The organism is Nocardia thraciensis (assembly GCF_054782435.1).
Map to the genome: position 1 here is coordinate 114,851 of NZ_BAAGSM010000010.1, position 14,363 is coordinate 129,213.

The 14,363-nt window shown below is 71.9% G+C and carries 1 protein-coding gene (cut by a window edge); it reads left to right on the forward strand.

The genetic code is table 11. The features are described 5' to 3' along the window. Nucleotides 1-14,363, forward strand: the 5' portion of a protein-coding gene (locus tag ACYVLQ_RS03780; protein ID WP_460695950.1) for a WXG100-like domain-containing protein. Its footprint extends 16,138 nt past the window's final position; the window shows 14,363 of its 30,501 coding nt (coding positions 1-14,363); the start codon lies at nt 1-3; its stop codon lies beyond the right edge, outside the window.

The window sequence follows — 14,363 nt, forward strand, 5'->3', positions numbered from 1 at the left end:
ATGGAGTTGATGAGCGCCCTCGGCTGGGTCGCTGGGTCGGAATGGCCCAATGGCGATCCGGACAAGATGCGTGCGCTCGCGCAGCTCTGGCGTAACGCGGCCAGGGAACTCGAGGAGATCGAGAAGGATATCGACGCGGCCAAGAAGGCCGCGCTCGACGCGTACCCGGAAGGGAAGGCCCGGGAACAGATCGCCGCGGCATTCGATTCGTTGCGCGACGGGAACGGAAAGGCGCTCGACGATCCGGAGAACGGATCCGTAGCCAGGCTGGCGCACGACTTCGCCAATATCGCCGAGGGCGCCGACAGCACGGGTGACGAGATCGAATCCGGTCAGTGGATGGTGATTTCGTCGCTGGGTCTGCTGGCGGTCGAGATCGCCGCGTGCTGGTTGTTTCCGCCGACCGCCCCGGCCGCGGAGGCGGCGGCGATCGTCGGCACCCGCCTCGCCATTCGCATGTTCATTTCTCGTGTGCGCGTGCGGATTTCGGAATGGGTCGCCACCAAGATCTCGAATGTCGTGCTCCGGTTCGTGCTGCGGCATGTCATGATCAACACCCTCATCGGGGCGGGACAGGACGCCGTGATCCAGGCCGTTCAGATCGCCCAGGGGCATCGCAAGCACGGATTCGATATGGATCGGTTCCTGGTGACCACGGTGTCGTCCGGAATCGGCGGCGGCGCGGGCGGCAAGTTCGGCGAGGCGATCGGCGGCAGGCTCGCGAACAACGCGATGAGCCCGTTCTTGAAGGACGTCATCGCCGCCAAGGCGGGCGGGCTGATGGGTGGCAGCGCCGGGTGGGTCGCCGGACTGGGCACGCAGTTCGGCATCGACATGTACCGCAGCGGCGGTGACTGGGGCAAGGCCTGGAACAACCTCGAAAAGGGTGTGCAGAACTTCGATCCGCGCATGCTGACCGGCGGCGTCGCCAGCGGATCGATCTCCGGCATGTTCAAGGGCTCGATCACGCGGCACTACGCGATGTCGGAGCACTGGGGGATGGGGCAGGACGCGGGTGTCTACTCCAACGCCCCCCGGGTGGGCGGCGAGGGTGCGGGCTACGGGTCCGCCGGTGCACACGGGCCCACCGGGCTGGGCGGTTCCGACGGCGCGGCGCCCCGGGCGGGCCTGCCGGGCTCCCAGGACGGTTCCGGCGCCTCGGCGCGCCCCTCGGGATCCGACGGCTCGTCGGTGCGCACGGAGGTCCCTCCGGGCGAGGGTGACAGTGGTTCGTCTCGGTCGGAAAGTCCTTCCGGCGCAGGCGAACACGGATCGCCGCGACCGGCCGCCGCCGATGTCGACCACGCACCTGTCGATGGTGGCCGAACGCATCCGGGCGGTGATCCATCGGATACGACTCCGTCGCACACCGGGGGCCATGGCGGCCCGACGGATTCGAATCGACCGCACACCGGTGCGGAGGATTCCGGCCGGTCTCATGCCGGGAGCGACAGTGCCGCATCGGATCCCGGTCGATCACCTGTCGGATCCGATACCGCGGGCGCGAACGGCGCCGACCGCGGTGCCGCGATGCACGCTCCGGTCGCGGACCACGGCGCGACTCCGGTGCGGTCCGACCCCGGCGTCACGCCCGCGCGCGCGGATTCCGGAATGTCCACGGCGCGACCGGATTCCGGCGGCTCCTCGCCGATGCGATCGGATGCCCCGGGCAGCGGCGACGCCGGCCGGTCCGGTGGTGAGTCCTCGTCCCGTGCTGGCGATGCGCGCCCCGGCGCCGAACATCCTCGCCCCCAGGCCGGTGCGCCGGACGCGAGGGCCTCGGACCGGTCTCCGATGTCGTCGCGAGCCGGTGTGGCTGAGTCGAATACCGGTCGTGCACAGCCTGATGCGGCGGCGCGGGTGCGGGCTGAGTCGAGTGGCGAACAAGCGCCGCGCGCCTCGAGCCGCACGGCCGATCGAGTGGGCGAGCCGATACACGCACGCCCGGACGGAAACGAGAGTGCCCCGCTTCGCGGCGAACATGACGCGTCCCGAGACCCGGCCGCAGCGAAGGATCGCGGCGCGGGAGTACCCGACCGAGCGGAGGCGCGGCCCGACCGCAGCGCGCAGGCCGTGGAGGAGTCGCGGGTGCGGCCCACCCGCGGCGTGGATGGCGAGCAGCGGTCGGAGGGAGAGGATCGCACAGGCGGGCAGGGCAACTCGGCGGGGCAGCAGCGTGCGCCGCAGCGAGACGAATCTGTTGCGACGGAAGAACCGAAACCCGTTCGTGCCGATGATGATTCGGTAGATCGCAACCGCGAGCCCGGTGGTGTGCTGCTTGCCCCCGTCGTCCACCCGGATCCGTCCGTCCATACGAGACCCTCGGCCGCGGGCGACGGTGCCGCCCGGCCGCGTGCCCTTCCCGGCGGCGAGAGTTCCGCCCCGCGCGGCGACGACAACCAGGGCCGCTGCGGCCTGCTGTCGCTGCGCGCGCTGATGGACCGGTTCCCGGGCCGCCCCTTCCGTCTGCCCGAGCGCGAGATCGGCGCCGAGGGGATGAGCACCCGCGAACTCGTCGCGGCCGCCGGCGGCAGGCTGCGCAACTTCGCGGGCGGGCACGCCGAGATCGCGAGCCTGCTGCGTTCGATGAAGGACGGCGCCACGGCGCTGGTGGTCGATACGTACCGGGGCCCCACCGATAAACACGGGGTGGGCGCCCACGCGTATCTCCTGGTGCGCGAGGGCGACCGGATAGTCGTCCACGACCTGGCCCGCGCGGCCGAGCACGGGTTCCCGCCGCGCCTGACCCGGGAACTGGCCCGCAGCCAGGCGATCGTCTTCGACCACAACGGCCGCGCGGTCGACCCGATCAGCAACCGCGCCCGCACCTGGATGATGCGCGACGGCGCCGAATCGGCGGCCGCGGCCCGCGAGGGCGGGCTCAGATTCGACCTGAACTCGGAGCGGACGCGGGCGGTGCTGTCGCAGACCCAGCTGGGCCGCGAAATCCTCGAAGCCCTGGGCGATTCGGAACAGAGCGCGCGGGCGCGGGAATTCCTGGCGGCCACCGAGCGCGGCAGGGAGCTGCTGGAATCCCTCGGCGAGCCGGTACCGCAGACCTTCCGCCCACTCGGTGACGACACGGGTGGGCGCTGCGGTGTGGGCGCGCTGGGCGAACTGATCCGGATGTACAGCGGCGCAGACGATTCCGAGTCGCCCGCACGAATGGTGATCGACGAGAACGGCGAGCTGATCCGGCTGCCGGGCCAGGACACCGACATCCGGATGCCGGGCCGGGTGATCGACGAGCGGGGCATGAGCGAGGCCGAACTCGTCGCGGCTGCCGGTGGCAAGCTGACCACGCACGTCGATCACACGGCCATCGCCAACCAGTTGCGCCAGCTGGGTGACAGATCGTCGGCACTGGTGGTCGACACCTACACCATGTCTGACAAGAAGACCGGAATCGGCGCACACGCGTACCTCATGGTGAACGAGGGCGGCCGTATCGTGGTCCGGGACGTCACCGTTCCCACGGAACCGGGCGCCGTGCGCGTCCCGCCGGAGACCGACGGCAAGCCGCGGGCGATCATGTTCGACGGTCGCGGCCGCGCGACGGAGCCGGTGGACGAGGCGGCGCGGCGCTACCTGGCGCAGCAGGAGTTCGATCCCCGGGCCGCCGGGCGGATCGGGCGAGCCCTGGACACGGTGCCCGATCAGGTCCGGGAGTTGTTGCGGCAGACCAGAACCGGGCGAGACGCGCTGGCGCGACTCGAGCGGATGCCGGTGCACGATCGGTTCGCGCTGCTGGCCAGGGAAGGGGTGCACGCGGGCGAGTTCATCGCGGACGAGCATGTCGCCACGGTGTTCACCGCTGAGCGTGACCACGTCCGGCAGGCCTCGGCCCTTCTCCACGAACTCGTGCACGCCGAGTTCTTCACCCAGGGTCGCGGCGTCGCCGATCCGCTCTCGATGTCGCGTCGAGATTACGTGCGGGCCATGGTCGTCGAGGAGACCGCCTGCATCCTGCGGCAGGGGGAACTGGGGCAGGAACTGCGTGACCTCGGGTTCGACATCCGCCGCCACTCGACGGAGCTGGCCTACGAGGCGGCCTATCGGAAGGCGGTGGAGCGCCGCGCCGAGTCCGGGCTCACGCCGGAGCAGATACACGAGCAGGCCCACGAATCCGCGCTGCGGTCGGCCGAGCAGAACACCAAGTCCTACCGGTGGCGCGACGGCGGCTACTACGGCAAGTTCTACAGCGAGGGGTGGGACGAGCTGAAGGCACACGCCGCTCGGCACCCGGCGCCTCCCGACCTCGCCGCGCATCCGCATCGATACGAGCCGACAACCGAAGCCGCCCAAAGGATTCGGGACGTTCGACTGCACCGGGACCACGATTTGGTCCGGGCGAGCGACCTGGACCGGCGCTTGGCGCGGCTGGCGGCGGAACGCGGCATCCCGTCCGGCGAGACGCCGGTGATCAGGGATCACGTGCTCCGGCGTCTCGCCGCGCTGGAATCGGAGTCGGCGACGGCGGTGCCCGACCGGGCGACGGAGGTGCGGCGCGAGCAGCATCGGCTGCGCGAGCTGTCGGATATGGCCGACGCGCGGGACCGGCTCGACGCCCGCGCCCGGTGGGATCGGATGCGGGCGATGCACGATCTCGTCGCCGCCGATGTCGTCGACCGGATGGTGCGGGAAACGCCTGGGGCGCGGCGTATTTCCGATCACGTGGTGCTGCTTCCCGGTTCCCCCGACCGGCTGGTGGTGGTGGCCGCCGAGGGCGGGCACCGGGCCGCCGCGGCCGATCCCCGGGTAGTGCGGGCCCGCGGCGACGCCGAGGTCGAATACCGCGCGGTGCGGGTGCTCGAGAACGGCGACCTCCGGCTGTGGACCCCGGCACGTCTCGAGGAACCGTCCGCGCCGCCGGAATTGTCGCCGCTGGATCTCGCGGGGTCGGCGTCGCGACAGCGCGCCGAGTTCGTCCGGTCCGAACTCGGCGACACCGCGGTGGGCGAGTGGGCGCTGCGCATTCTTCGCGACGTAGAGATCGTGTACACCGCGGATCCGGCCGAGGCCGGTTACCAGCCCGTGCGCAACCGGCTCGTGCTCGATGCCGGGCTGCCCGACCGCCAGCACATGATCGAGTTCGTGCACCACGCGATCCATGCCGAGGTGGCGAAGGGGCGCGACACCATCGATGCCCTGCGCGATCTGCACGACCTGCCCCGGGACTCCTACATCGATCGCATGGTCGGCGAGGAGACTCGCGCCCACGCCATGGAAATCCAAGCGGCACTGCAGCTTCGGGCGTCGGGACACGATGTCGCCGAGCCGGTGGGCATCCGTGCCTATACCGAGGCGTACTACCGGACGCGCGCGGAAATGATCGACAACATGGGTCTCGCGGGGCGGCCGATCCCGCCGCGGCTGGCGCCCGTCCTCGACCGGACGGCCAACGACGCCGGACTCGCGGCGCTGCGCCCGGAGGTGGAAGGGCATGCGCCCCGCGGCGAGTCGTATCGCGAGGTGTACGGCAGGGCCTGGGACGCCGCGCACGGGAAGCTGCCGTTCCTGGCGGAGGTCCGGGCGATCGAGGCGCTCGGTGTGCGCTCGGTCGAGGTGCTGGGCGGGCGCCCGGCGGTCCCGGGCGTCCGGAGGGTCGAGCTGGTCACTTTCGAGGACGGCACACAGTTCGTCCGCAAGACTCTGCTCAATCCCCGCTACGCGCAGGCCGAGGCGCTGTCCTCGCTGTTGGGCCGGGCCTTCGGCCTGCCGCTGCCGCGCGTCGCCGCCGACGGCAGCGCGGTGTACATGGAGAAGGCGGGCGACGCGCTGTCGAACGAGCTGGCGCGCGGTCGTTTCGGCTCCGTCGGCCTCGGCCTGCACGATGCCCTGCTCGGCATCCCGGCGGCCGGCGAACATCGAGTCGTCGCCGAACCCGGCGGTCGTGCCGGTTGGAGTAATCATCACCGCGCGTTCGAGGCCCAGACGCTCACGCCCGAGACGGTCAGCCGGTACGCGGCTCGGTTCCTGCGGGCCCGCCCCGACGGCGGCGTCGATTTCATCGACCACGGGCTGTCCCGGTCCGAGGTCGCGTGGGTGCGCGACCAGTTGCGGCGGCTGCGCCCGGAATTCGAGGAACTGGGGCGGGCGCGCTGGCACGACCTCGTCCTGGACCGACTGGCCCGGATAGAAGCGCACGCTCGACCCGACGATGCGGTCTCGCGCCCCGCTCCGGACGAGGCTCCGGGACGGCAGCCGTCGGGCCGTCCGCGCCGCGGGCGGCCGTCCCACGGGGACGGCTCCCGGCCGCCGAGCGAACTGGGCCGGAGCGGACCGGCTCCCCGGCCGCCCGACCGTGGACCGGCGCCGTTCGCACCGCCCCGCGAGCACTCGTTCGGCAACGGACCGGCCGGGCCGAACATGCCTGCGGTGCTTCGTGGTTCGTATGAGGACCCGGCGTGGCGCGGTGTGCGGGGCGTACCGGAAGCCACCGGCCGGATCGCGGTGGGCGAACTGCTCCGGGACGGCTCGCAGGAATCCGCGAGCCGGGCCGGATCCCTTGCCGGGGAAGCGGATTCAGGCGTTCGGCCGAATGCGGGTATCCGGCACTCCGGCAACGAATCCGATCTCCGGCCGGGCGCTGCGCCCGTGGATCGTTCCGCACCGGGGCGGGGCTACCGGCCGATCGCGGACCACCCGGAAACGCGCGGGCGCTGCGGTGAGCTGTCGCTGCGTGAATTGCTGCGGATGTTCGGCGAGCGGTCGGGCATTCGGCTGCCCGAGCGCCTCGTCGGATTCGAGGGCATGGACCGGGGCGAGTTGGAGGCGGCCGCGGGCGGCCGCATGCACGGGTTCGCCGATCACGAGGCGATCGCGCATCGATTGCGCGGGCTCGGGGACGGGGCGGCGGCGCTGGTGGTCGACATGTACCACGGCGCGACCGATCGATACGGCGTCGGCGGTCACGCGTATCTGCTGGTGAACGAGGGCGGCCGGATCGTCGTGCGGGATCCGGCGGCGGGCTCCGGCCGCGACGAGCTGTCCGGACTCCCGGCGCGCGTCGGCAGCACAGAGGCAATCCTGTTCGACCGCAACGGCTCTCCGGTCGATCGAGTGGACGCGGCGACGCGGGAGCGGTTGGCGCAGCAGGCGATGCGCGACCTCGACAGTCCGGAGCGGGTAGGCGTGGGCCGCTCGCTGGACTCGGCGCCCGAGCAGGTGCGGGAGTTGCTGCGGCAGACCAGGACCGGCCGCGAGATACTCGCGCTGTCGGAGCTGATGCCGGTGCGGGAGTTGTTCGAACCAGCGAGCCACGGCGAGTATCTCGAGGGCCAGTTCCGTCCGGACGAGCACGCCGCGGTCGTCTTCACCTCCGGCCACAATCACGTGCGGCAGGCACTGACCCTGGTGCACGAGCTGATTCACGCCGCACATTTCGTCGACGGCCGTTCCCCGGACCCCGCGACCATGCCGCGCGAGGATTACATCCGCGCCGGAATCGATGAGGAGTTCGCGTGTTTCCAGCGGGAAATGCGCTTCGCCCAGGAGCTTCGGGCCCTCGACGGCTATGCGGGCCGGTACGTGGTGGAGGCCAACGCGCTGGAGGCGAAATACAACGAGCGGTACGGCATCGAATTCGTCCGCCTCAGCGCCGATCCCGCGCTGTCCCAGGCCGAGGCCCGGCAGCGGGCGGACGCTATCGCGCTGCGGGCCGCGCGGGAGCACCTCGAGCACTACCAATGGCACGACGGCACCTACCGCGACACCTACGGCCGATTCTGGGACGAGGCCAATCCCGGTGGTGTGCTGTCGAAGCCGGATCCAGGGCATGTCCCGGTGGATCCCGAGATCGCCCGTGCGGTGCATCTCGACGTGCTGCACTGGCAGCTGGAAGTCAAACGGGCCTGGGAGATCTCGGATCGGCTCGAGGCCCTCGTCGACACCCACAACGATCACGCGGCGACCGGACGCCTGGACGCCGACGCCGACCACGCGGATCTGCTGCGGCAGGTCGAGCGGGAGCTGGATGCGGTGCGGGACAAGCTGTCCGACCCCGCCGCCGATCCGGCGCGCCGGGCGGATCTGCGGCGGGTGCGGCGGCGGCTGTACGACGTGGGCGACCTGGCCGACATCCGGGAGAACATCCACGCGGAGATCGACGAGCGCAAGGACGCGGCGCACCGGCGCGCGGTGACCGACGTGCTCGCCGCTCGCACACGGCAATTCCCGAACGCGCGCTCGGTCGCGGACCTCGCCGTGCTGGTGCCCGGCCAACCGGAACGGCTGATCATCCCGGCGAAACCGGGCGGCCACGCGGACGTGCTGGCCGACTCGCGGATCGCGGAGATCGTGCGGCGGGTCGGGCCGGATCGGATCGAATACGTGAATGTCGAGGTCGACCGGAACGGGCGGATCGATACCCAGGTCCTTCCGACACCGGACGAGCCCGTGCAGCCGCATACCCTGGTCGAGCCGCGCCACTTCGCCAGGTCCGCCGACGAACGGCAGCTGGCGGCGATCCGGGAACGGCTGGAGCCGTTGGACATCGGCGCCTGGGTCTACCGGATGCTGGACGAGCACGGCGTGCGGGTGCTGCACACGCTCGACGGCGACCACGGCTACCAGCCCTCGCCGCGGCGGCTCGTGCTGGACGCGGGCCTGTCGGAGGGCGAGATCGCCGCCGCGCTGGTGCATCACGCCATCCACGTCGAGATGGCCGAGTACCGGGCGACCCCCGGCGCCGTGCACGAGCGCATGACGCAGCTGCGGTCGGACTACGTGGACTTGATGCTGGCCGAGGAGGCCTGGGCACACGCCTGGGAGATCTTCGCGGCCGAGAAGCTGCGCACCCGGGCAGGATTCGAGCTGCCGCCACTGGTGGGAGAACGCACCTTCCTCGATGCCTACGATGCCGCCGTCGACCGGGCCCGGGAACAAGGCGTCACCGACCCTGCCGAACTGGAGGACATCGGTTTCCGGGCCGGGATCGATGCCTTCGGCCCCGAGCTGGAACGGTATGCGCCACACGGTGAGACGTATCGGGAGATCTACGGCCGGGCGTGGGACGAGGCGAACGTTCCGGACGGCGCACGACCGGAGACCCCACGGCACGAGGCGAACCCCGTTGCGGGAGAACAGCGTTCGCCGGGAGCTCCGAAGTTGGGCCTGCGGTCCGCCGGGCCCGCGGAGAGCATGCCCGATCAGGTGCGAGAGATCCTGCGGCAGACCGGGATCGGGCAGCGGACCCTCGCCGCATTGGAACGACTGCCGGTGCGAGAGCAGTTCCAGCAGGAGAATCCGCTCGGCCACGCCGGTCACTTCGACGACCGCGCCCACACCGTCGTCGTGTTCCGGTCCGGCAACAGCCACGTGCGCCAGGCACTGACGATCGTGCACGAACTGCTGCACGGCCGCCGCTTCCTCGAGGGCGAATCCGCCTACGGGTGGGAGAAGTTCATGGCGCGCGAGGACTACGTGCGCGCCATGGTCGCCGAGGAGACCGACTGCTTCCTGCACCAGATGGAGTTCTCCCGAGAACTGCGCGCCGCCGGGTACCGGGTCGATCCCGAGCCCGCCGAGCGGGCCTACGACCAGGCGTACGCGCGGGCGCTCGGAGACCACGGTGAGCCCCCGGACGCGGCGACGCACGCGCGGGCCCACGCGGCCGGGGTGGCGGCGGCCCGCGTCGCGGTCGAGGAGTCCTACTACGGCGATTACTACCGCACCCGGTGGGCGGCGGTGCGCGACGACGGCCAGCCGGTTGCGGTGCACCAGCTGCTGACGCCGGAGGTGGCGCAGCGGCTGCGCGAGAACGCCCTGCACCACGCCCACGCCGTGCTGCGATCGCGGGAGGTGGCGGCCGAGCTGGTCCGTCGGGGGGTGAGCTCGGGCGACGTCTTCGAGATCCGCGATCGGCTGCTGTCGCGGCTCGAGGCATCGCAAGCGCGGCTGGCCGATCCGTCCCGGTCCGCACACGAGGCCGCCGAACTGCGTCGCGAACAACACCGGCTGCGCGAACTGCTGGACCTCGCCGATCGGCGGAACAACCTGCTCGCCGGGGCGGAGGGCAGCGCGAAAGCGTTGCACGAGTTGGCCGTTCGCGACCAGGTGGAGACGATCGCGCGGGTGAACCCCGAGGCCGAACGTCTCTCCGGCCACGTGGTCAGGGTGCCCGGTCCGCCCGAGAAATTGATCGTGGTGGCGCCGCGGGGCGAGCATCAGCGGGCCCTGGAGCACCCGCGCGTCGCCGAGCAAGCCGCACGTCTGGGCGCCGACCGTATCGAACACCAGCTGCTCGAGGTGGACGGCCGCGGCAACGTCGCCCTGACGCGGATCGATCAGCCGCAGGCGCCGCCCGAGCGCACGCCGCCTGTGGCGCCGCTGGACGCGGTGGGGAAGGCGACTACCGAACGGCTGGCCGGAATTCGTGCCGACCTGGCGCGTACCGCGGTGGGGGCATGGGCGCTGCGGGCCTTGGGCGACGTCGACATCGTGCACACGGCCGAGCCCGCCGAACAGGGGTATCTGCCGGGCCGCAATCGGCTGGTGCTCGATGTCGGCATGTCCGACGGCGAGCACTTGGCCGCGCTGGTGCATCACGCGATCCACGCGCAGGTGGCACGGGGCCGGGAGACGCCGTTCGGCCGGATGGAGCGGTTGTCGCCGCTGGCGCAGTCCCGCCTCGGGCCCACCGACCTCGCCGATCGGGCGCTCGCCGAGGAGACGCGCGCGCATGCTATGGAAATCATTGCGGCGAAACAACTTCGGGACGCCGGGTGCGATGTGCCGGAGCCGGTCGGCGCACGTGTCTACACCGAGGCGTTGCACAGCGCGCTGGCGCGCGAGGTAGCCGACCGGGGCTATCACAGCATGCGCGAGGCGCCGGTCCGGGAGCGGGCGGATCTCGAACGTCGTGCGACCGCCGCCGCGCTGGCCGCCCTGGAGCGTGCGGTCGACGCCCATCGGCCGCCGGGCGGCGGCTACCGCGACGAGTACGCCCTCGCCTCGGACGAGGCCCGCGGGGTGCGGCGGCTCGACCCGTTCGAGGAGGACACGCCGACCGGGCCGGTGCTGCGCCGGGGACCGGCGCCGCGGCCGGACGGTTCGGCGCCGCGTGGCCCGGAATCCGATGGCGGACCGGAGGATCGGCCGACCAGGAGGCTGCGGCCCTCGAGCGGCGACATCGAGGATCTGCCGACGCGGCCGATCGGACGCCGAAGCACCGCAGGGCAGGGTCCCGGAACGGCCCTGCCGCCCTTGGTATTCCGGGAAGCGCACGGAACGAACCGCGTGGCGCTGCCGGAATCCGCTGCGGTACACCCCGGCTGGGCGCGGGATGCGGCGTGGGAGGCGGCACGGGGGGCGCCGGAACTCGCCGGCCGCAGACCCGTCGAGCCGGTGGCCGTCGACGGCGCGCTGCTCCTCGGGCCGCGGCCACCGATCGAGCCTGGCGTGCGTCACGATCCGCCCCGGCGCGACGACGATGTTCGCGGCCGCTGTGGCGAACTGTCGCTGGGCGAGCTGCTGCGCCGGTTCGGCGAGCGGTCGGGTATCCGGTTGCCGGAGCGCCTGATCGGCTTCGAGGGCATGGACCGGGGCGAGCTGGAGGCGGGCGCCGGTGGCAGGCTGCACGGATTCGCCGATCCCGGCGCCGTCGCGGATCGGTTGCGCCAGTTGGGCGATGGCGCCGCCGCGCTGGTGGTGGACATGTACCACGGCCCGCTGGACCGGCACGGCGTGGGCGGCCACGCCTATCTGATGGTGAACGAGGGGGACCGGATCGTGCTGCGCGATCCGGCGGCCGGGATCGAGCCCACGCGCGTGTTCCCGCCCTCGCGCGGGGTGCGCAGCACGGAGGCGATCGTGTTCGATCGCGACGGCCGTCCGATCGACCGGGTGGACGACGCCACGCGCGACCGGATGCGACGCGAGGCGAACCGACGGCTCGGGCACCCCGAATGGGAGGGCGTCGGCCGCGTCCTGGACGCCGTGCCGGACCAGGTCCGAGAGCTGTTGCGCAGCACCGAGACCGGGCGAAGAGCGCTCGCATCACTGGAGCGGCTACCGGTGCGGGAGCACTTCGCGGCGATCCCGCAGGACGGTACCCGCGGCGGCGAATTCCATCCCGGCCTGCGGGAAGTCACCGTCTACACGTCCGGGCGCGAGCACCTGCAGCAGGCCGTGACGATGGTGCACGAGATCGTGCACGCGGAATATTTCGCCGCGGGCCGCAATATCGCCGATCCGCTGTCGATGACGCGCGAGGAGTACGTCCGCGCCCGGATCGCCGAGGAGACCGACGCCATCCTGCGCGGGGCGGAACTGGCCGACGAACTGCGTGCCCGCGGCTATCGCATCCCGCTGCGGGAGACCGAGCAGGTCTACCGCGACGCGTACCGGCAGGCGCTCGAACTGTTCGGCAGGACCGCCGGGGACCAGGCGCCCGCGCTGGCGCGGCAGTCGGCGCTGGACGCGGCGAATCTGCAGGTCCGCACCTCCAAGTGGGTGAACGGCGGCTCCTACGGCAAGTATTACGGCGAGGGCTGGGACGCGATGCGGGCCGAGGCCGATGCCCAGGCGGCCAAGCAGCAGCCCGCGCCGCAGGCTCCGGCCGCGCCGCCGCCACGGTACGAGGCGTTGTCGCACGATGCCTGGCACGCGCTGCGCAAGACGGCGCTACATCAGCAGCACGACACGGCGCACGTACAGGCGCTGGGGGAGCGGCTGTGGGCGCGGTCGAGGGAACGCGGCCTCACCTGGGGGACCACGGCCGAACTGCGTGCCCAGCTGCTGCGCGAGCTGTCCCGTCTGGACGCGGAGCTTCCGGGCGCCGGTGCGGATCGCCTTCCCGACCTGCGGCGCGAGCAGCACCGGCTGCGCGAACTGTCGGATCTGGCCGACGCCTACGACGCGTACGAGGTCCGCGCCCGCTGGGATCGGGTGAAGGCGATGCACGACATCGCCGTGACCGACCTGACCGACCGCCTGCTGCGGGAAAACCCTGGCGCACAGCGCGTTTCCGGAAACGCGCTCCTGACGGCGGGGCCGGTCCGGAAGCTGATCGTGCTGGCCGCGCCGATCGAGCAGCGGGCGGCGCTGACGGATCGGCGGATCGCGGAGCTGACACCCGCCGCCGATGAGGTCGAGTTCCGGGCCGTCCGGGTCGACAACCAGGGCCGGGTCACCATGTGGGCCGAGCCGCGCCCGCGGAATTCGGCGGCGCCCCCGCACCTGTCGCCCTCGGATCTCGTCGGCGCCGCGACTCGGCAGCGGCTGGGCGCCGTCCGGGCCGGACTGGCGCACACCGAGGTCGGCAAGTGGGCGCTGCGGGTGCTGCGGGACGTCGAGATCGTGCACACCGCCGAGCCGGGGGACGAGGGATTCAAGCCGTCGCTCAACCGGGTGGTGCTCGACGTCGGGAAGTCCGACGGCCAGCACATGGCCGACCTGGTACACCACGCCATTCACGTCGAGCTGGCTCGCGGTCGGGTCACCCCCGGCGCGCTGCACGAGCGGCTGACGCTGCGGCGCGAGCACTACATCGATCGGATGCTCGGCGAGGAGACCCGGGCGCATGCGATGGAAATCGTTGCGGTGCTTCAGCTCCGGGCGGCCGGATTCGACGTGCCGGAGCCGGTCGGCCTGCGCGCCTACCGCGATGCCTACGTCGCCGCGCGCGAGTCCCTGATCGAGCAGGCGGGCCGCCCGGTGCCGCCCGACGCGATCGCGGAGCTGGATCGCCGGGCCAGCGACGCCGCCCTGGCGGCCCTGCGCCCGGAGATCGAAGCGTATGCGCCGCACGGGGAGTCCTATCGCGACAGCTACGGCGCGGCCTGGGACGCCGTGCACGGCATCCAGTCGTTCGGCGACCGGGTGGTCTCCGCGGAGCGGATCGGTGCGCGGTCGGTGCGTCCGCTGCCGCAACGGTCCGCCGTGCCCGCCCTGTCGCGTGCGGAATCGGTGATCTACAAGAACGGTCTGGAGCTGGTCCGCAAGACGTACTTCTCCTCTCGCGACGCGCAGGCCGAGGCGCTGTCGTCGGCGCTGGGCCGCGCGCTGGGCGTGCAGTTGCCGCGGGCGCACGTCGAGGACACCACGGTGTTCCTGGAACCGCCGAGCGGCGCGCTGCGAATCGAGTTGTCCCGGCCGGGATTCGGCTTCGCCGGTCTCGGCCTGCACGACGCCCTGACCGGTGTGGCGGGACCGGAGCGACAGCGGCTGGTGGCGGGCCCGGACGGCAAGGCGAACTGGAGCAATCACCGCGGCGCGTTCGAGAACCGGATCCTCACGCCCGGCGATGTCAGCCGGTTCGCCGAGCGGTTCCTGCGGGTTCGTCCGGACGGCCGGGTCGAGTTCATCGACAACGACATGCTTCGATCGGATGTCGCCGCCTATCGCGAGCGGGTGGCGAAGCT